Raw genomic sequence first — 20637 nt, 5'->3', positions numbered from 1 at the left:
CATGACGGACCTCACTGCTTTTTGATTGGCTTGGACGCGGTTTAGCACCCTCTGCAGCCCTTGACTAACACCCTGATCAGTTCTACGTCAATATTTAAATTGAACGTTTCGTTTCAATTTAAATCCTTGTGACAGAAGAGGTAGAAGATGAGCACGCCTCAGGATGAGACTCTCGGAAAATTGATTGTGCTGGAGCCGAAGATGGCCGGCGCCAAGATAAATCATGAGCAAAGTGGCCTCTCGGCCCCACAGGAAAGAGCAGAAGCGCCACAACCCGGCGATCAAACGCGAATCCTCGAAGAAAGCGCCGAAGCGCTGGACGATGCTGGCCAGAAGGATGTGGCGGGCGGCCCCTCCGGACGCCTGCGGATGCTCCTGATCGGCGGAAGCGCGCTCGCTGCAGCAGCGGTGGTAACCTTTATCTACTGGGACAACGCTTCGCATTATGAAAGCACCGATGATGCCTTCATCGCTGCGCGGCAATATGCCATCACCTCGCGAGTAGCCGGTTACATTTCTTCCGTCCCCGTCACCGACAACCAGCACATCATGGGCGGCGAGGTGATCGCCCGTATCGACGATCGCGACTATCAAACAGCTCTGGAGCAGACGCAGGCCCAGGTCACTGCCGCAAATGCCAATATCCAGAACACCGAGGCGCAGAAGCGGGTTCAGGAAGCGAATGTGGAAGAAACCAAGGCCCAGGTCGCGCAGGCCCAAGCCAATCTCGTCTTCGCCCAGCAGCAAAACGACCGCTATCAGGGACTGGTGAAAAGCGGCTCCGGCACTCTTCAGGAGGCGCAGCAATATACCTCGCAATTGCACCAGCAACAGGCTGCCCTGAACACCGATCAAGCCTCGCTGACCGCTGCGCAGCGTCAGCTTGACGCCTATGACTTCCAGATCGCCAACGTTCAGGCCACTCTCAAGCAAGATCAGGCACAGCTCGACCAGGCCAAGCTCAATTTCTCCTACACGACGATGACGGCGGCGCAGCCGGGTCGGGTAGTGCAACTGTCGGCCGGCGACGGCGAATATGTGCAGGCGGGCACGAATCTGGCCATGTTCGTGCCGGACAAGCTCTGGGTAACCGCCAACTTCAAAGAAACCCAGCTCGATCACATGCGTCCGGGCCAGCCGGTAACACTGACCATCGACGCCTATGGCGGCCGCGCGATCTATGGCCATGTCGCAAGCGTGCAGCCGGGATCGGGAACGGCGTTTTCGCTGCTGCCGGCAGAAAACGCGACTGGCAACTATGTGAAGATCGTCCAGCGTGTGCCGGTGAAGATCGAGCTTGATGATGTGCCAAGCGATGTCGCGTTGGGGCCGGGCATGTCCGTCGTCCCGACAGTGCGGACCGATGCCAGCCCCTCCCTGTGGGAAAGCTTGAGGAACGTGTTGTGAGCACGAACGCTGCCGCCAGATCGGTGGCAAACCCCTGGATCATTGCGATCGTCGTCGCGCTTGCCAGCTTCATGGAAGTGCTCGACACAACCATCGCCAACGTCGCCTTGAACTATATTTCCGGCGGCCTTGGTGTCAGCCAGGACGAAGCGTCCTGGGTCGTCACCACCTACCTCGTTTCCAACGCCGTGATTGTGACGGCCACGAGCTATCTCGTGCGTATTCTCGGACGCAGGACTTTCTTTCTCAGCTGCCTCGCGCTTTTTACCATCAGCTCCGTCATGTGCGGCTTTGCGCCCAATCTGCAATTCCTGCTGCTTGCCCGGATCCTGCAGGGCATCGGCGGCGGCGGCATGGTGCCGGTGGCGCAATCCATTCTCGCCGACAGCTTTCCGCCTGAAAAGCGCGGGCAGGGCTTTGCCCTGTTCGGCGTGGCGGTCGTCGTTGCCCCTGTCGTGGGACCGACATTGGGCGGCTGGCTTTCGGATAATTTCTCCTGGCACTGGTGCTTCCTGATCAACGGTCCCGTCGGCATTCTGACGCTTGCCGCCGTTGCCATGCTGATCAAGGAACCGGCAGACGCCGCCCAGGAGCGTGCCCAGAAGCGTAGCCAGGAACCCGGCTTCGATTGGATCGGATTCGGGCTCGTCGCCACCTTTCTCGGAATGCTGGAGCTGATGCTCGACCGAGGTCTGGAAGACGATTGGTTCGGCTCCAGCTTCATCGTCGCGGCGGCCGTGATCTGTGCGCTGGCTTTCCTGCTGATGATCCCCTGGGAACTGAAGCACAAGAATCCCGCGGTCGACATCAGAATGCTGGTCAGCCGCCAGTTCGGCACCTGCTTTCTGGTGATGATGGCAACGGGCGCGCTGCTGCTCGCCACGACGCAATACCTACCGCAGCTGGTTCAGCAGAATCTCGGCTACACCGCAACTTGGGCGGGGCTGATGCTGTCTCCCGGTGGCGTGGTGACCATGGTCATGATGTTCGTGGTCGGCTTCCTGTCATCGAAAGTGCAGCCGAAATATCTGATTGCGATCGGTGCCGGCTTCGTTGCCTTCTCCATGTACCAGGTGACCAGCGTCTATGCCGGTGTCGGCTTTTGGTATCTCGCCGAGGCCCGCATGCTGCAGGGGATCGGCCTGCCGTTCATCTTCCTGCCCATTACCTCGGCTTCCTATGACGGCATTCCTCCCAGCAAGACCGACCAGGCCTCTGCCCTGCTGAACGCCGCTCGCAACACCGGCGGGTCGATCGGCGTGTCTTTGATATCGAACATCATCGCCCATCGCGAACAGTTCCACCAAAGCCGCCTGGTCGAACATGTCATCCCATCGAACGGCGCCTATCAGGACACCTACGGTCAATTGAGCAACTATTTCATGGCGCAAGGAAGCTCACTTCTGACGTCTCAGCAACAGGCGCTCGCCTGGATCAATCAGCAAATACAGAGCCAGGCTTCGTTTCTCTCCTACATCGATGCGTTCTGGGTTCTGACGCTGATCTCGCTCGCCGCCATCCCTCTCGCCCTGACGCTGCGCAACGTAACGCTTGGCAAGAAGGCATCCATGGGGCACTGACGGACTGCCATCCCCGGTCGGAGCTTCAATACGGCAGAAGCTCCGACCGGGAAGGAAGCGACGGCCCACACTAACAGCTACCACAATCCATCCCGTGATCCCGATGCTGTGATGGAATCCATCGAGATCAAAACCCTGACAACTGTCAGGGTTTTGATCCAACCTTATTGGAGGGGTGGCACAGCTACATATTACCTTTCCGCCGGCCCTCGCACGCAGTGCAAATCTCTTGAGGCCAACTCCCCAACATCCGCGGCTTAGAAAACCCTGACAACTGTCAGGGTTTGGCGGCGAACGCCGAAAGCTGCTAGGCCGGCTTCCGGCCGCGAATAGGCACTCGCGATCGGGTGCTGAACCTCGCCCTAGCCCATGCGCGAAGATCGTCGCTTGCCGATGTCGCCCTTGCAGCTACTTTCACCTCAAGTGAGTTCCGCATGTCGCTCGAATTATACGCAGCTCTCGCCGCAGTAACGGTAGCACTCGTCCCGCTGCTAGGTCCGAATGCCGCGCTGATTACGGCGAATTCCATCCCGTATCCGATCTATCTCGGCCTTCTCACTTGGCCTTCACCAGCTCCCGATCTGACGAAGATCAAAGCAGAATCATGATCGGCGTGATCCATCTTCCCGCGATTTGCTACCACCGAGGGCGATATCATGCTGCAGCTCATCGTGCCTTCATTGATCTTTCCTGCCGTTGCCGCCATGCTCGGTTGCCGCTGGGCGCTGCTCGCCGACAAACTCTGGCATATTCTGGCGACGCAATGGGCAATCCGCAACCACCTCACCACGGCAATCTTTTTTCGCTGCCGCTGCCAGCTTGACGGGAATTGGATAAGTCTCATTGTTAATGGGGAACCGATGTGCTTGCCCCTCAGATCGGGCCATCGAAAAGCCGGCATGACCTCGGCTCACTGGCGCTGAGCGATGTCATTTCCGCCTGGCTGAGAGCAAATGTAGCCGACGAACAATTATCGGAATCAAGAGTAGAAAACGATGGCTGCTTCACAATTTTTTATCGCCGAGACCGAAAAATGGCTTGTAAACCACCGGGCAAATTCGGCCCTCCCCGGCTACCTCATCATAGCGTCCAAGACATCCGCCAATGACCTCTTCGATTTACCCGATGACACCTTGCGGGAGATCGGTCCCCTGCTGGCGCTGTCTCAAGCAGTGCTGAAACAGGAGCTGGGCGCTCCACGCGTCTATATCGGTCGATATGGTCATGTTTCCGGACTCGCCTTTCACTTCCATGTCATTCCTATCTACGATTGGGTGGAGACGCTGTTCTGGCAAGATGTCCGGTATCGCGCCCTCGGACAATTTGCCGAAGGGGAGGGGGAAACCGAAACGGACGGCGCCGAACTGACCCTGTTCGTCTGGCGCGAATTCTGCGAACGTCTTCAGCCGCCTCCGATCGAAGGGCCGACCGTTCCCGAGGCCATTGAGCTGCTGCGCCAGACGATGCATCTCAGTCTCCAGGCCATTTGAACGATATTGTTGACCGACAATTTTCTTGACTAATCGGTCCACTTAGCGTGCTATATTGCGCAAGACAGACGAAATGCTTCGCACTTCATGCCTAAATTCGGTGATGTCTAAATATCAGATTTCCCAATGAAATTTTTGGAATGCGAAGCTATATCGGCGTTAGCTTCCATGAGTCATACAGTGCCGATTAAGCCTTCCGAGGGACCGGAAGGCAATGTGCCGCAAGCCGCGATTTTGCCCCTAGAATAGGCGCAAAGCCTGTTCCGGATGAGCGATCCGATAGGCTTTTTGGATGAGTTTTCCGCTCGAATTTGTCAATCAGACGATATCCCGAACAAATAAAATCTCCACAGAGCTTGCGGTCGTTCGGCGCTATGCCCGAGCTCCGACTTGCGAGCCGGTTGGAACGATGGGCAGAGATGCGCAACAAATATGATCCGTTGCGCCTAGCCTATCCAGTTTAATGCCGATGTCAGCTGCGTTCGAATTTCTCAAGAACGGGCTCTTCGAATGGCGCGACTGTCCCAAAACGCGCATTACAAAATTGTAAGGGTGCTATTCATTTTCGGTTAAGTCTGAATCGGTCATCAAAGTCATGCGTAAACACGCAGCATCAACCCCCAATGCTTACGAGGTTTAACATGAAAAGCCTGCTTCTCTCTTCCGTTATCGCCCTGGCTTCGGTTGTCGCCGTCAGCGCTCCCTCCCAAGCGGCCCCGTTCCATCGTCATCACCACGATTGCGTTGTGAAGACCGTGAAGCACAAGGTTCATGGCCACTGGGTCGTTCGCAAGGAACGCGTCTGCCGTTAATCCAATGCGCAAATTCTGGTCGTCGGCAAAGTTCGACGGTCAATGGACGGCCATAGCTGAAGGGTCAGCTGTGGCCGTATCATTTGTTGGAAGCGACATGTCCAATGGACTGTGCGCTTTGCCGCGCCAGAGGCTTATTCCAACGGGCATATGAGGTCGTCAATATCTCGGGAACAGACGTACTCCAGACCATCAGGAAACCCTCAATAGGAGATCGCTGTCTCCATTATGTGCTCGAAGCAATGCCATAAGCGCCGGGCCGAGTGAAAATTCACCGCGTTTCGCTTTGGCTGTAAGGTCCCGGAGATAGGCCCCGGCGGATTTGATATGCCCCGATCGCTCGAGAATGCAAGCTATCGTCGCAGCAGCATTTTCCGGTCCCATTATCTCGCAAGCGAGCTGATAGGCTGACGGGCTGACGCCCAGCATCGATCGGACGACGACCGCAGCACACATCAGGTCACGCCAACTACTGATAACACCCGTTGGCCCGTATGAGCTTATTTCCGGGCACGCCTTCAGCACAAGAGCTAACGGGAAGATACGCATCGGCTCATTCTGTAGTCCGCCTCCTTCTGTGAATCTCGCTTCCAGCTTTGTTCGAAGGCTTGGTTCAAGTTCATTAAGGGATTCGGGATTCGAACTCTGTATGTGCCGCTCATTATGGGCATCATTGGTGCTATAATTTTCAATTTTTTGCTGCGTTTCCAGAAGGTTGATGATCTCGCCACGGAGAAACTCCATATCTTCCAGAATGGAGGTGATGTCGGACATCGTCGGGGAGCGCGGAATGCGTGAGACGAGGGCGCTATAACGTTCTTCGATCAGTGTCCAATTGCCTCCAACGCCTTCCGTGATTGCTGCTGCGATCAGTTTGCGGACATCGCGTCGGGATATCGTCAGGCTTTCCTTGGCGCGGCGGAAGGCGATCCGATCTGCTGCGACTTCCTGAGCCATGATAGCAAGCTCCTCTGCACGCAGCAGAAGCGGCGAGATATCGAAGCCAAACGCATTTTCGATCTCGCCCGTCCGGCCTTTTCTTGCATAGCGCTTGCCATTGGCGCTATCCTTTCTGACGATCAGGCCAGCCTCGACGAGAAGCGCAAGATGCCTGCGAAGTGTAGCACCTGCGATGCCATGGGCACGCAAAGTCAGCTGCGCATTGGACGGAAAGACAACGAGCTGGGCGTCCTGGCGTAGCTCGTTTTCAGGATAGAAGCTCAACAGAGCGTCAAGTACGGCAAGGCTGCGATCCTGCAATCCGAGCTTTTGGCGTGCTTCGGATGCGTCTCGAAAGACTTTCCATTTGTCGACCGACTTGCTGGGCTCGATCATGGTCGCGGCAATCTGTTGCCGAAACAAGGCAAGCGTCATCGGGCGCCGCCCAAAGGGCGTCGTTACACTTCCATTCTGCATTTTCCTCACCTTCAAGAGGCAAAAGAAATACGATCACCAAAAACGGTGCCAAAGACTCTTGACTGGGATTCGAGGAAATGCGATTCTTCAGTTGCTACATTGAAGAGAAGGCTTCCACGACGGCAACGTTTGGGGGCCTTTTTTCTTTTGCTAGGTTTCCTTTCCAATCGGAAAACCCTGACAGCTGTCAGGGGTTGCTGTTGTTTCTCGAACGAGTGAAGCGCTCGACAAGGTCAGGCAGCTCTTCCTCGATAAATCTTACGAATTCTGTCCCTAATTTGCCCTCGGCAGAGATTCGAACCTCCCGAGGCGACGTCATAAACACACCCAATCTGGTTCCCGATGTATCGGAAATCGCAATCTGGGCGTTGCGCGCTTCGGACGGAGGCTTGATCGCTTTCAACGCCACCTGAAATCGCTGGTCCGAGGTTTCATTGGACTCATTCGCGTCTGAAAGAGCAGCGCGCACCACTTTAAGGGCATTGGGGGCAGCGGATATTGTCTTCGCCAGATCCAGCCAACGCGGCCGGCCGACTTTCGGAGCCCTGCCGATCGCTTCGATGATATCTGCCGGAATTGTGCGATAGACGCTCCGCATTCGCGCGAGCTCAGCATCTTCGATAGAGAGGGCGGCATAGATGTGGCGCGCCTTGATACCCGCATCATCCATGCGCGAGGCAAACAAGGCGCGTTCGATCCATGTCAGATCCTGCCGGCTCGCATTTTCGATCCCCTGCGCCAGAACCAGATCGAGATCGGAAATCTCGACCTCAATGGCACGGACGGTACGGCCGAGCTCAAGAGTGGCCCGCCATCTGCGATGACCATAGACAACCTGATACCGATCGCCTGAAGAGGGGTGCCGTCGAACCTGGATCGGAACCTTCTGGCCTTCCTCCTCGATAGAGCGCTTGAATCTCTCGAAATCTTGGGGATCGTCGTCAGGCAGGCGATCCGGATAGGGCGACGCATCGATCACATGCGGATCGAGATCCTGAATCCAGCCTTCGCCGGATTCGACAATGGCACGCAGCCGGTCACGCTCAGCGCGTATATCGCCGATTGCGCGATGCGCGGCGCCGATAACGCCAGCGCCAACGCGCCCCGACTGCGCCGGGGCAGGGGTGGAGGGTGCCGGATCGGCCGTGCTTTCGCTGCTTTCCAATTCGGCTGAAAGCAGTCCGAAACTGGCGACGATGGACTTTCTCGGGCTTTTGGTCATCCACGTCCCCAACTTGTATTGATGAGATGAACGATCGCTTCGTTGACGGCGTCTACGGCCTCGCGGGCGCGCTTATGCGTGTCTCGGCCGATCTGCCCCATTTCGAGTTCGTAGAGGGAGCGCTTGGCAAGCCCGGCAGCCTCGACCGCAGTGCTCTCGATTGCCGTCGGCAACAGGACATCGGTGCCGAAGAGATGGCGCAGCATCGCCACGACCTGCGACTGCGGCGCATCGTTCGGGTCGTGGCGCGTGACAAGATAGCGGATGAAATCCTGATCGAGCTGCGCGCCGCTTTCGTTGAGCACGCTGATCAGATCGCCCATCATGAGCAGGAACTGGCTCATCGATGCTACGTCGAGCATCGCGGGGTGCACCGTGATGATCATGCTTGTGGCGGCGTAGATGGCGCTCAGGGTCAGAAACCCGAGCGACGGAGGTGTGTCGAGGATGACGATGTCGTAGTCGTTTTCGACCTCGGCAAGCGCCAACTTGAGGCGTTCGAAAAAGATGGCGCCGGAGCCGGACCTTTGAGCAAGAACGCGAGGCGTCTCGTGCTCATACTCCATGACCTCCAGGTTGCCCGGAATAAGATCAATGCCGTCAAAATAGGTTTTGCGGATGATTTCGCGGATCGAGCGCCTCTCGGTCACGTCATATCTGAGCGCCGCATAGATGGTTTCGTTGGCGCCGACATCTATTTCCGGCTGGGCGCCGAACATGGCCGAAAGCGACGCCTGCGGATCGAGATCGAGGGCGAGCACGCGATAGCCATGCAGCGCAAGATAATGCGCAAGGTGAACGCAGGTGGTCGTCTTGGCGCTGCCACCCTTGAAGTTGGCGATCGCCATCACCTGCAGATGTTCACCCGGCCGGCGTCGAGGCAGGAAGCGAAGGGCTTCCGCCGGCTTCTGCTTGGCAAACAGCTCCCGCAATTCGTTGATCTGGGCAAGCGTGTAGACCCGATGATTGTTTTCCAATCGGCTAGGAACTGGGCCACGGCCTTCGCTCGACATCAGCTTCAAGGTCGAATCCGGAATGGACGTCAGCTTGGACACTTCGTTGGTCAGGAACTGGCGCAGCATCTTCTCGGATTTCGGCGGATACATCCGCGTTCTGAGCTGCTGGAGCTGACCAGACAACACCGTTGCATGCCGCGCAATTTTGCTGGCTGCATTTTCCTTTGAAGGAGCTACAGTCTCCGTGCGGTTCGCTATCGCCATTTGTCCCTCTTGGCGGTCTGTCGCCGGTTTGCCGACCTTTGCCCGCCAGAAGATAGAACACGATTCTGTCAGGCCGTCCAGAGATTAACGGTTAATGACCGGTTAACGTGTGACAGCCGAGACTCTGCTCTCGGCCATTTAATATACTGCTTTTCTTGAGTTTTCTGCGGCAAGTCGCCGAAGATGGCCGCGGTGATGACTCACACCTTTTGAGAGTAGAGTACGGTTACCGTCGATCGCCGGACGTCTATCCGGCTAAGATTAGCGACGATTGCAGTGATGAGAATCACTATATCGGTCCGGGTGAGTCGACACCCTACGAATGGTCTCCCTCAAAAATTCAGCCTTCCTTCGCAGCCGATGCAGGCGAAACGCATGGTGCAGAATCTCTTGGTTCGGTATCCGGGACGCTCAGACGCGGCAGTCTCTCTTCTGCTCTCAGCAGTTTCCTCTGGCGATCTGATGGCCTCGACCTCGGTGTCATCCATATCGAAACATCGCGGAAATATCCGTTGTGGACGAATCATCATCGTCCCTTGCCGAAAGGCGGGTCAGCTCTAGTTTGCGAATCATTAATGATTTGTGAGGGTTAGCGATTTTGAGTTATGATTGGAGCGGCGTCAGGACACGGCGTATCAAAGCGATCAAGATGGCGGTTTCAGTGGTGATTGCCATGACAATTCTCGGCACGCCGACAATGCTTTGGCTGCATGGTTCGTTTTGACCATCAAAGCGTTTGCACTGTCCGCCGACGACGTCGGGCGGGCTCACATTTAGCGCCTTTCAGACGATGGGGTTGGATGCATAACCCCATCGTCAGCAACGAGAGCGATCGTTTGCATCGTAAAATGCCGGTGTATCGAGGCCTTATCTCGATTGTCAGCCGGCCCGCGCTTGGTCGGGCTCAAGGTTCCTCGACACGTGATCGATGAAGTGGGCCAGCAGGGGGCTCGCATGTTTGCGATGCCAGCAAATTCCAATCGGCCATCTTGATTCTGGTCCTGAGAGAGACTGCTTATGGTTGGACCCAGCCAATGCCTGCACGCCACGCCAGGGCAGGAATGCCGCGCCCAAGCCGGCAGAAGCGATGGCATGGACGGTCAGTATATCGTCGGCATATTGGGCGATGCGAGGCTCGAAGCCGGCAAACGAACACCAGCGCCTGATCTGATCATCCAGTCCCGGTCCGCGCGATGGCGAAAGTGCCACAAAGCCAAGCTCGTTCAACTCCGTCAGTCGGTCCGAGGCCGGTATGGTCATTCCACTTGGAAGCACCAGGGCCAGATGCTCCTCGATGACGGGCATGAAAGCCAGACCGCTATCTTCCTCCGGCGCCCGGCAGAAGCCGATATCGAGCCGGCCGTCGAGCAGGCGCTGATGCTGCTCCCGTGATGGCAGGTCGTTGAGCGTGATGCTGCAATCCGGCGTCGCCGCGCGAAAGCTGGCGATCAGTTGTGGCGCGACGACGAGGGTCGATATTCCAAACCCGATATCGAGGTATCCGGTAAGGCCGGCCATCGCGCGATGCATCTTCCGGTCGACATCGTCGTTCAATTGAAGAAGCGGGCGTGCTTCGCGCTGCAGGAGCTCTCCAAGCGGCGTCAGCTTGGCACCATGACGACCACGTTCGAACAACGCTCCGCCCATTGCGGCTTCCAAAGCTTGAATCTGCTTGGTCAGGGTTGACTGAGTGACGAACAGTTTTGCCGAGGCCTTGCCGTAGTGGCCGGTGTCGATCAATTGAACGAAGGATCGGAGGAGCTTTATTTCCATTCTACTCAGGAATAATTTCAATCGATAAAGTTATTTTACGAAAGAGAACCCGCGTGGTCAAATTGCTTCACGACCAAAGGAGCAATCGACATGGCGCTCAAAATTTCATCCGTACAGTTTCAGCATCGGGCCAATGACAAGGCCTACAATCTCTCACGCATAGTGCATTTCACGGAAGAAGCCGTTCAGGCCGGCAACCAGCTCGTCGTATTTCCCGAAATGTGCATCTGCGGATATTGGCACGTTCCCAAGCTCGATGGCCCTGCGCTGCAGGCGCTGGCGGAGCCGCTTTCGGGGCCGTCGGTTGCCCGTGTCGCCGCCTTAGCGCGCGAGAAGGGTATCGCGATCGGTGTCGGCTTCCTGGAGTTGGGTGAAAACGGAAAACTCTATAACAGCTATGCGGTCTGCATGCCGGATGGGCGCATCCATTGCCATCGCAAACTGCATGCCTGGGAGCATCGCCTCATTTCCAGCGGCGATGCCTTCACGGTCTTCGACACACCGTGGGGAATTCGTGCCGGCATCCTGATCTGCTGGGACAATAATCTGATCGAGAATGCGCGCGCCACCGCGTTGCTCGGCGCCGAATTGCTGATCGCGCCGCATCAGGCGGGCGGCGGCCATTCGGTAAGCCCGCATGGGCTGAAGCGGATACCGGTCGAGAAATGGACCAATCGTCATGAAGATCCCGAGGCGATAGAGGCCGAGTTTCGCGGCCCGAACGGCCGGGAATGGTTCATGCGCTGGCTGCCGTCGCGCGCCCACGACAATGGAATGTTCCTCGTCTTCAGCAATGGTGTTGGCCAGGATGAGGACGAGGTGCGCACCGGCAACGCCATGATCCTCGATCCGTATGGACGGATCCTGGCCGAGACCTGGGCGGCCGCCGATGCAAGGGTGAGCGCTGAAATCGATCTGGCCTTGCTCGACAAATGCACGGGCCAGCGCTGGATAAGAGGCCGCCGCCCGGAACTCTATGGCGTTCTGACCCAACCTAACGCCAACGGCCTCGCGCCCATGGACGCACGCTACTCGGAAGCGTCTACCCGCGGCATCGAGCGGCCGGGGCCGAGCAAATAGGGTCGGTGCGCGATGTCAGGGCGTTTCACGCAAGCGGTCATGGCGTGGCAGTCTCTTCAAGATCACCGTAGACCAGATAGCGAAGCGGGCCTGAGGTGACGGCGTCGAAGGGAAAGCATGTCGCGAGCACGAGATGGACACCGCGTGCATCAGGGTCGATCTCGGCCTCGTCCCAGCGGGCGACGGCCATATGCGTCACGCGGAACGTGAAGCTCCGGCCGTCGCGGCGGGTGATGCGGATGCGGTCATTCTCCTTGATGTCTCTCAGGAAGGTAAAATGGGTGTCGCGGTGCGCCGCATAGACGGCCGTACCTTCTTCGCCGGCCTGCGGGGTATTGTCGAGGTGGCCGGGGCCGAAGGCAAGCGCCTGGCCGCTTGCGCCCTTCAGCGCGATGGCGGAAACGCCTAGGCGCTGAACCTCGATGCGTGCCACAGGCCAGGTGTCGGCCCAGCTCCAGGGCTTGACCGGCGCACCTGATGTCACGCTCTCGGCAAAGGCACGCTCCAGGAGAATCTGCGCCAAAGCTGCCTTGGCATAGATCCACCCTCCCTGTGCGGTGAAGAAGAGACCGGCCGCGATGAAAATGCCGGCAGCTGCAATCAGAAGGGAGCGCGCTGGCGCGCTCCCGAGGGTTTGAAGGCGAGTGGCGGCGATCATACCCGGCTCCTTCGCGACGCGAAGACCATCAGCGAAGTCCCACACAAGAGAGCAAACAATCCCTGGAGAATGAGAAGCATTCCCGGCGTTGCCGTCTGCGGTAGCGGAACGCTGGCCTGAGCCGATGTAGAGATTGGCTCAAGCTCCGCATTGCCATCGGCACCCTGTGACTTGTCGAGTGCCTGCTGATGCCTGGTGTCCGCCTTCGCATCGCGTGTTGCACCGATGCCGAGGAGCTTATCGTAGTCCCAGCCGGCGGGCAGCTGCAGGGGTATGTCGGCCTCGGTCAGAGGTGTATTTGCCGGGCGCGGGCGCTTGGTATCGACTGCGACGAGACTTGTCAGGCGCGTGACGAGATGATGGTCGAGCGCCAATTGCAGGATCCGTTTGTCGGCGTCGGCCTGCGTGATCTTGCCGAGCGTGAGATTGACCTCGGCATCATCGATCTGGCGGCGAGCCCAGATCTTGGAAATGCCCTTGGCATTGCTTGCCTGATCGAGCGGCAGGGAGATCGTCCATGGCCGATTGCCGACCATGCCGCTGACGGTGAGAGAGCCGACAGCTTTGCCCATCCGGGCGGCAAGCACCAGCGGTTCGCCGTGATAGATGTCGGGCAAAAGGTTGGGTGACAGGCTGACATTCTTTTCCGAAAAGACCGCGGCGACATCGGTGACGGCCGGATTCTCCAGCTTGTCGAAGAGGGCGCGCATGCGCTCGTTCACCTCGGCGACCGAACCGATATGGGTGAAGCTGCCACGGCCGAGTTCGGCGGCGCGGCTCATCAGATAGGTGTTCGGCGCCGAGCCGATGCCGACCATGAAGATGCGCGAGCGGCCACGCGATTGCGCGATCGCATCGAGAAGCTGCTGCTCATTGCTGACTTCGCCGTCGGTGAGGAACACGACCTGGCGCAACCCATCGGCCTGATGGCTGTCGTCGAGCGCGGCATGGAGCGGCGGCAGCATTTCGGTTCCGCCGGCAGCCTGCAGGCTGGTGACGAAGCCGCGGGCCGAGGCGATATTCTCGGCCGTCGCCATGACCGAGTCCGGGAAGAACTTGGTCATCGTGTCGTCGAAGCGGATGACGTTGAAGCGGTCGTTCGGCTCGAGCCGGGAGAGGGCGTAATCGAGGCTTGCTCGTGCCTGCTCGATCGACGTGCCGCCCATGGAGCCGGAATTGTCGATGACGAAGACCACTTCGCGGCCGGCTTTTTGCGGCGTCGCTACTGCTGGCGGCGTCACATAGGCAAGCACGTAGTCATCCTTGCCGACGTGCTCGCGGAAGAGACCGACGCTCGGTACATTGCTTGCGACGGCGCTCCATTCGAGCACGAAGTCACGGTCAGCGGTCGCATCGCCATCCAGAACGATCCGACGTGCGCTATCGCTTATCCTATCGATCTTGACGGTGTGGTAGAGGCTCTTGATATCGTCGAGCGGAAAGCCGGCATTGAGATTGACCTTCAGCGTGACAGGATTAGTGCGATTGCTGTCCGGCGCCAACAGTGGCGCGGAGACGGACTTGTCACCCGTGTTGCGCGATGGGCGCTGCTTGGTCTGACCCCAGCCGGCCCTCAGGTCTGCTTGCTGTGTGATGGCTTCCGCGTTTTGCGGCGTGTAGCGGGGAGCGACGACCAGGGGAACTCGCAAGGAGAAGCGGCCATCGGCCAGGTGTACGGCCTGCTGATACTCGATCTGGACGACGATCTTTTCATGCGGGCCAATGTTTGCGACCGCATTGGTAAAGACGTTCGGTCGCTGCTGCTCGACCAGGGTGGCCTTCTTCCCCTGTTTGCGCGCCTTTTCGTAGATGGCGCGTGCGGCCTGCTTCTCCTTGATATCGGCGACAATGACGCGGTTGCCGACGATCATCTTCAGCGAATAGACGGCACTGTCTTCCGGAAGAGGAAATACGTAGAGGGCTTCGACCCATTTGTCGGTCGTGTTCTCGAAGGCCTGGGTCAGAACGGCGCGTGCCGTCGGGCCGTTGACGTCGAGATCGACATCGGTCGCAAGGCGAGGCGCCTCGATATATTTCCCTTCTTCCTTGGTTTGAAGAAGAAGGCTACCCGCGCCCATTTCGTTTGGCGTGACGAAGGTCGCCGGCTGCGCGTGCGATTCCAGAGGATGAAGCAGTGCGAAAATGACGGCAAGCACCGGCAGCAGGATGGCATTGCTGAACCAGAGCAACAGGCCGAATCTGATGAGGAAATTTTGCCGCTTTTGGTAGCGCGAGATGTTTGGCGAGGCTGACATGACAGGCTCCTTGTTCGCCGTGGAATGACTGAAGCCATTGTGAACAAAGGCTATTTTCTCGCCAGCGTAAGCTTTGCCCTGTTTCGTCCGCATCTTGCCGCAAACGGTCTTGCCGGTGGCGGGCATGTGTGGAATTGTGAAGAAAATTACGCAAACAGGAAACGAAGGAATGGTCCAGGGCGACCCGTATTTGTCCGACAGTCAGAACAGCGCCGTGGCGGCGCGGGTTCGCGAAGAGATCGCCCGGCGGCGCATTTCCAGGCAGCGCCTTGCCAACGATGCGCGCATCAGCCTTTCGACCTTGGAGAAGGCTCTTTCCGGCCATCGCCCTTTCACGCTTGCGACCCTCATTCGGCTGGAACAGGCTATGGGTGTCGTCCTGCGGGAACCGGTTGGAACGCAAGCGCCTGTCGTCAACGACAAACCAGGTCACGCCCCGGAGGAGCTTGGCGCCTATTCCCGTGCCTCGGTTTCGTGGCTAGAGGGCACTTACCTGACGCTTCGTCCATCCTTTGGCGATGCGAAGGCGATCTTCGCCTATTGCACCGAGATCGCCTGGGATGAAGAACGGACCTGTCTGAGCTTTCGGGAGCGCGAGCGCAGCGATGCCTCGTTTTCGCAGCAGGGCTCGGTGTCGGTGCCGCACCTGTCCGGACACATCTATCTCGTGACGAATTCGTCCGGGCAATATCGCATGGCGATATTGTCGAGGCCTAGCATCACTGGCGAGATGTTCGGCTTGCTGACGACTTTACGCGCCGGGCAGGGGTCTCACCTCACACCCGTCTCGACACCACTCGCTCTTCTACCCATGTCGGCTTTCGCCCAGCCGTCGCTGGGGCGCGTCTTGGCGGGCGATCAGAATCACGACGCCTACTCGGCGATCATGCGCAGAATCATCGAGGAAAGTTACGCCGGCTTCGTCGGGTAGCGGCGCCCTTAACGGGCGTCGTGAAAGATGATGCCGACGGTGTGGCGCATGCCTGAGCGGACCCGGCTTACACCGTGCCTGAGATTGACACGATAGCTCCCTTTCGTTCCCCGCACCGGCCGATTATGGACCGCGAAGGCGACGGCATCGCCTTGGCGAAGCGGCACGACCTCAACCCGGCTTTGCATGCGTGGCCGTTGCTCGGTCAAAACGAACTCGCCGCCGGTGAAGTCCCGGCCGGGCTCGGACAGCAGAATTGCGACCTGGATCGGAAAGGCAAGCTCGCCATAGAGGTCCTGGTGCAGGCAGTTGAAGTCTCCCGGCACATATTGCAGCAGCAGCGGCGTCGGGCGCCTCTGGCCGGCCTCATGACATTGCCTCAGGAAGGCTGCGTGCTCATCGGGATAGCGTTCCTCGATGCCCATCCGCGCGTTCCATCGGTTTGCGATATTGGCAAGATGCGGATAAAGCGCGGTGCGCAATCCACCGAGGAGCCCCGGCAGCGGATAGTTGAAGTAACGGTATTCGCCCCTTCCGAAGCCGTGACGTGCCATGATGATGTGGCTGCGGAAATGACGCTCCTCGGGGTAGAGCCGGGAGATTGCACCGCATTCGTCGGGTGCTAGAAGCTTCGGAAGGATGGCACAGCCGAAGCCGTCAAGCTCTCCCGCCAGGGACGACCAATCGTAGGCGTCGACCCGAGCCTCTAAAGTGCTTTCCATGGGGGGCGGAGCGAAGCTGGATAGCTGAGTGTTCATGTCGTGTCCTCCGTTTGGGCGGATCGCAGTCGCCGTTCGATGCGCTGCGGATACCGCGAAAACCGAATCCTAACTTTCGAATCGGGGGACCGGCCACCCGATTTGCGATGTGCTGCGGACACGAATGAGAGCCATCCAGCCTTCAGGCTGAAAGCTTGATATGGTGGGATGTTGGGAGCTTTGCTGCAGCAGCGGTCTGCGATCAATACCGCGCCTGCAAGAGCAATCGGAAGAGGTGGGCGCGGTTCTCGGCGCCGAAGTTGCCGTTGTAATCAAGCGCGAGCGAAATCTGCTGGCTGAGCGCGATGTCGAACCCTGCGTCGACGACCAGCGAGTCCCGGTCGACGACGGTTCCGCTTTCGGTAAAAATATCGCTGCCCGCAAAGGCCATGCGCGAGCTGATATCGAGATCGCCGAATGCGTGTTGCCAGCCCAGCGCGCCATAAAGCTTGGCAGGCATATCCGCCAAAGCGATGTTCCGCTCGGCCCGAACGCCAAAGGTGGCGAAGGTGACGGGCGATTGATCGGTGCTGCCGCTGAGAGCCGCCGCACCCCCTCGTTCCGAAAAGGCGCTGCTTCGCACGTCGGTAAAGGTCACATTGGCATAGGGTTCAAGGCGGGTGTCACCCAGGGCGATATCATAGGCCAGCTCGCCGAACACCTGCGCCGTATAGGCGTTATAGTCGGCACGCAGGGAATCGGCGTAGCCGGAGAAATCGATATCGCGAAGGGTGGAGACGGATTGCAGGCCATAGGTGCCGCCAAGCCGCAGTGCGAGGGAGCCCCATGTCTTGCCGGCATAAAGCCCGACATTGTAGTTGTCCGTATCGGCATGGGCGGAGACATCGGATTGGCTGAACCGGCTGCGGCCATAGCCCGCCAGCGCTCCAATGCGCCAGCCCGTATCATTGAGCGTGGTATCGAAGCCGAAGAGGATGCCGCCGGTGCTGCTGCTGCCATTGTCCGAGGAGGTCCAGCCGCCATAGGGCGCGCTCCAGACGGACGCCAAACCATTGGCCGGATCGGCGAGAATCCCGTCGATGGCTTTTTCCGACGCGGTTGCCTGGTGCCGATCGTCGCTCGCATAGGCGAGACCGGCATCGCTTGTTACCCGCGCCTGCTTGGTGCTGGCGGTAACACCGCCCTGCATGTCGCGGAGCCGATCGATGGCGGCGTCACGGACGAAGCGGCCATTGTCGAAAGACGTCCCTAAAAGAGATGTATGAATTTCGCCGGCAAGCTGCTGCAGCGCTCCGGATGCCTCATTCATGCTCAAGACCGCGACGGCATCGTAAAGGCTGTTCGAAGCGCCGAGGCTTTCGATGCCGCGCGCTGTCGAGCGTTGGTTTGCAGTCGTGCCGGCGGCAGCGAAGGAGGTGCTGTTGCGCTCGAGGGTAAGATCGATTGTACCGCCGGAATAGTCGAGGACCGGCGTGACGAAAGCATAGTTCGACTGGATGGCATCGAATCCGCCGGAAATTCCGCCGGTTGCCGAGAGAATTGTGTAGTTCGTAAAGGCTTTAAGGCTGCCTCCGACCAGCGAAAGAGTTCCGCCGTTCAGGCTGGCCGTCCCGGTTACATCGATGCGATCGGTCGCCGTCTCGTTGCTTTCCACCAAAATAGTGGAGCCGCTTTGCGTGGTCAGATTGCCATCGACCGTTAGCGTGCCGATGCCGTTGTCGCCCGGCGACAGCGTCGCGCCGGCGCCAACGACCGTCGAGCCGACCGTGCCCGTTCCACCCAGCACGCCATAACCGCTGAGATTGATCGATCCGCCAAGTGTCCCGTCAACGATCAGGCTGCCGCCGGAGATCGAGGTCACGCCGCTGAAGGCGCTGGAATTGCCCGTCAGGGTCACGTCACCAGAGGCGACGTAAAGTGAACCATTGCCGTCGATCGTCGCAGCCAGGGTCTGGGCTGCGCCGCCAAAATTGAAGACGAGAGAGCCATCACCGCTGCCGAAATGGATGGTGTCGACATCGAGTGTCGCCGCGCCCGTCGCGGTCTGGCCAAGGGCGGCGCCGACATTGACCGAAGCCGTGGAGCTGGTCTGAGCCGCAATCGTCAGGCTCGACGCGGAGAGGGTCGAGCCACCGCTCAAGGTAAGGCTGGCGTTACCGGCATTTCCGACGGTCAATCTGTCGTCGACCGAAAGGACCGACCCTTCTCCGGTGACGTTGACAGCGCCGTTGCTGCCCGCTGCATTGCCGATGGTGGCGTTTGCCGTCTTGACCGTACCGCCCTGGATGACATCCAGCGTGCTGGCTCCGGCATCACCGACCGTCAGGTTGCCTTGGTTCGTCCAATTCGAACCGGAACCCGTCACGGTCACGGAGCCGGTGGCGTCTGTGGCCGTGCCGATGCTGGCGCTCTGGCTCGTCAGCGCACCTTGCGATGACACCGCAAGGCTTCCCGTGCCACCGCTGCTACTGCCGACATCGAGCTCGCCATCGATCGCCCAATGGCTGCCCGCGCCGCTGACGAGCGCCTGGCCGTTGCCGCCGGCCTCGGTGCCGAGCGAGGCATTGCCCGTCGAAAGCGAGCCGTCCGCCAGGACCTGCAGCGATCCGCTCCCGGCCGCGCCATCCTGCAACTCGCCGCTCATGTCGAAATGGCTGCCATTGCCGATAACGACAAGTGTACCGCTCGACGAGGTTTCCTTGCCGAGCGTTACCGTTGCCGCGCTGGCGCTTGCCGATCCTGATACCGAGAGGGAGCCTGAGCCTTCATTGCCGACAGTCAGGTCGGCATTGATATCCCAATGCGAGCCGGCGCCATCGACGGTCACCGCGCCGGCCGAATTCTTGCCGTCGGCGATAACCGCCGAGCTGCTGGTGACTTCACCGCCGGTGCTGATGTCAAGCTTGCCGTTGGCACCAGAGCTATCCGCGTCGTTGTGATCGCCGCCGACCAGCAGAGCGCCGGTGTTCCAGAGCGAGCCCGCACCGCCGACGGTGACGGAGCCGCTGGCGAAGCGCCCAATGATGGCCGAGCCGCTCGATACGGTCGAGCCGGAGTAGATGGAGAGCGCGCCAGCCCCGCTGGAGCCAACCGTTAGAACTCCGCTGGTTGTCCATTGCGAGCCTAGACCGGAAATCGTCGCGGAGCTCGTGCCGCCGCCGTTTCCAAGCCCGATCGTCGCATTGTCGTTCGAAACAGTCGCGCCGGTTGCTATGATGATCGTCCCGGTGCCGTCACGACCCACGACCAGATCTCCGTCGATCAACCAGCTTGTGCCAGCACCCGATACCGACACGGAGCCCGTGCCACCGGTGCCGTATCCAAGCGTCGCATCACCGGTGCTGGCGGTGGCGCCGTCCGTCAGGTCGAATGAGCCTTGACCGTCATAGCCGACGAAGAGTGACTGGCCGCCCGAAAGCGTGAATGAGGATTGGCCGCTGACGGTGACACTGCCGTTACTTCCGGAGGCATAACCGACATAAACGGGACCGCTACCGGTATATTGACCGCCGGCGCTGACCGTAAACGTCCCCGTTCCCTGGTCGCCGACCAGAAGCGTTCCGCTGTTCTGCCAGTTTGCAGCAGAGCCTGTCAGGTCGAAGGTGCCGGTCACGCCCGCATGCGAGCCGATGGAGGCTGAGGAAGTCTGAAGCGCTCCGAGAGCCGTCAATGTCCCATCACTGGCAAGTCCGACGGTGAGATCGCCGGTCGAGGCTGAATCACCGGCAAGAATCTCGGCGGGGAAATTGCCGCCGTCGATCACCACCGAGCTGACGGAGTTCGGAACGGCTGCCGTCGACCAGTTGTTCGCATTGTTCCAGTTGCTGTCGGCTGCACCCGTCCACGACAATGACGCCGCGACGGCAACTGCCGGGTTGAGGCAGGCCGAAACGGGAACGAGAAACGTCGATATGCGCAAGGTGGCGCGCACAGCAGCCAGCATTCAAAAAAGCTTCCTACAACGTGATGTTGCACATTTGTAGAAACGGCATTTATGGTTAACGTTTCGTAAATACGACCTGAAAGTTCAAGCTATCCTTGCATCGCAGGCAGGCACCCCGTCCGCCATAATGG

16 protein-coding genes are annotated in these 20637 nt (G+C 59.1%); 8 read left to right on the top strand and 8 right to left on the bottom strand.

Features of this window, described 5'->3' with window-relative positions:
• Nucleotides 1–147 precede the first annotated feature (147 nt).
• The 6 genes from ABOK31_RS31185 (at nt 148) to ABOK31_RS31160 (ending at nt 5289) form a co-directional block, all read left to right on the top strand.
• Entirely contained in the window at nt 148–1407 is a 1260-nt protein-coding gene (locus tag ABOK31_RS31185) for an HlyD family secretion protein (protein WP_349961502.1), read from the top strand.
• Nucleotides 1404–2987, top strand: coding sequence for a DHA2 family efflux MFS transporter permease subunit (locus ABOK31_RS31180; RefSeq protein ID WP_349961500.1), 1584 nt, complete (start codon nt 1404–1406; stop codon nt 2985–2987). Before ABOK31_RS31185 ends, ABOK31_RS31180 begins: the two co-directional genes overlap by 4 nt.
• A gap of 434 nt (nt 2988–3421) precedes the next feature.
• Nucleotides 3422–3595 carry a hypothetical protein gene (locus tag ABOK31_RS31175; RefSeq protein ID WP_349961498.1) on the top strand — a complete coding sequence of 58 codons (174 nt, stop codon included), beginning with the start codon at nt 3422–3424 and terminating at the stop codon, nt 3593–3595.
• A 48-nt stretch (nt 3596–3643) separates the two neighbouring features.
• A complete protein-coding gene (locus ABOK31_RS31170; protein ID WP_349961496.1) occupies nt 3644–3910 on the top strand; it encodes a hypothetical protein in 267 nt (88 codons plus the stop codon).
• Between the two features lie 72 nt (nt 3911–3982).
• Nucleotides 3983–4477: an HIT family protein gene (locus tag ABOK31_RS31165; RefSeq protein ID WP_349961495.1), complete on the top strand. Its 495-nt coding sequence runs from the start codon at nt 3983–3985 to the stop codon at nt 4475–4477.
• Nucleotides 4478–5118: 641 nt separating this feature from the next.
• Nucleotides 5119–5289, top strand: coding sequence for a hypothetical protein (locus ABOK31_RS31160; protein WP_167376662.1), 171 nt, complete (start codon nt 5119–5121; stop codon nt 5287–5289).
• 192 nt (nt 5290–5481) lie between these two features.
• On the opposite strand, the gene repC is transcribed toward ABOK31_RS31160, so the two are convergent.
• The 4 genes from repC to ABOK31_RS31140 all read right to left on the bottom strand — a co-directional run bounded on the left by repC (nt 5482) and on the right by ABOK31_RS31140 (nt 10920).
• Nucleotides 5482–6705, bottom strand: a complete 1224-nt coding sequence (gene repC / locus ABOK31_RS31155) for a plasmid replication protein RepC (protein WP_174172840.1) — start codon at nt 6703–6705, stop codon at nt 5482–5484.
• Nucleotides 6706–6892: 187 nt separating this feature from the next.
• A complete protein-coding gene (gene repB, locus ABOK31_RS31150) occupies nt 6893–7927 on the bottom strand; it encodes a plasmid partitioning protein RepB (RefSeq protein WP_174172839.1) in 1035 nt (344 codons plus the stop codon).
• A complete protein-coding gene (gene repA / locus ABOK31_RS31145) occupies nt 7924–9147 on the bottom strand; it encodes a plasmid partitioning protein RepA (RefSeq protein WP_174172838.1) in 1224 nt (407 codons plus the stop codon). The genes repB and repA overlap by 4 nt, the downstream gene beginning before the upstream one ends.
• Nucleotides 9148–10026: 879 nt before the next feature.
• On the bottom strand, nt 10027–10920 hold the full coding sequence (locus ABOK31_RS31140) for a LysR family transcriptional regulator (RefSeq protein ID WP_349961492.1): 894 nt from the start codon (nt 10918–10920) through the stop codon (nt 10027–10029).
• Nucleotides 10921–11010: 90 nt separating this feature from the next.
• Between ABOK31_RS31140 and ABOK31_RS31135 the strand changes: the two genes are divergently transcribed.
• Complete coding sequence (locus ABOK31_RS31135) at nt 11011–12000, top strand: nitrilase family protein (RefSeq protein WP_349961490.1); 990 nt, start codon at nt 11011–11013, stop codon at nt 11998–12000.
• A gap of 37 nt (nt 12001–12037) precedes the next feature.
• Here ABOK31_RS31135 and ABOK31_RS31130 read toward each other — a convergent pair whose 3' ends face one another.
• On the bottom strand, nt 12038–12658 hold the full coding sequence (locus ABOK31_RS31130; RefSeq protein ID WP_349961489.1) for a class GN sortase: 621 nt from the start codon (nt 12656–12658) through the stop codon (nt 12038–12040).
• Nucleotides 12655–14913, bottom strand: coding sequence for a marine proteobacterial sortase target protein (locus ABOK31_RS31125; RefSeq protein WP_349961488.1), 2259 nt, complete (start codon nt 14911–14913; stop codon nt 12655–12657). The genes ABOK31_RS31130 and ABOK31_RS31125 overlap by 4 nt, the downstream gene beginning before the upstream one ends.
• 169 nt (nt 14914–15082) lie before the next feature.
• On the opposite strand from ABOK31_RS31125, the gene ABOK31_RS31120 reads away from it, so the two are divergent.
• Nucleotides 15083–15844, top strand: a complete 762-nt coding sequence (locus ABOK31_RS31120) for a helix-turn-helix transcriptional regulator (RefSeq protein ID WP_174172833.1) — start codon at nt 15083–15085, stop codon at nt 15842–15844.
• Between the two features lie 8 nt (nt 15845–15852).
• On the opposite strand, the gene ABOK31_RS31115 is transcribed toward ABOK31_RS31120, so the two are convergent.
• A complete protein-coding gene (locus ABOK31_RS31115) occupies nt 15853–16602 on the bottom strand; it encodes a 2OG-Fe(II) oxygenase (protein ID WP_349961487.1) in 750 nt (249 codons plus the stop codon).
• Nucleotides 16603–16804: 202 nt separating this feature from the next.
• Entirely contained in the window at nt 16805–20506 is a 3702-nt protein-coding gene (locus ABOK31_RS31110; RefSeq protein WP_349961485.1) for an autotransporter domain-containing protein, read from the bottom strand.
• Nucleotides 20507–20637: the final 131 nt, after the last annotated feature.

It is taken from the genome of Rhizobium sp. ZPR4 (assembly GCF_040215725.1).
GTDB classification, from domain to species: domain Bacteria; phylum Pseudomonadota; class Alphaproteobacteria; order Rhizobiales; family Rhizobiaceae; genus Rhizobium; species Rhizobium rhizogenes_D.
This window is presented reverse-complemented; position numbering and strand designations above follow the sequence as displayed.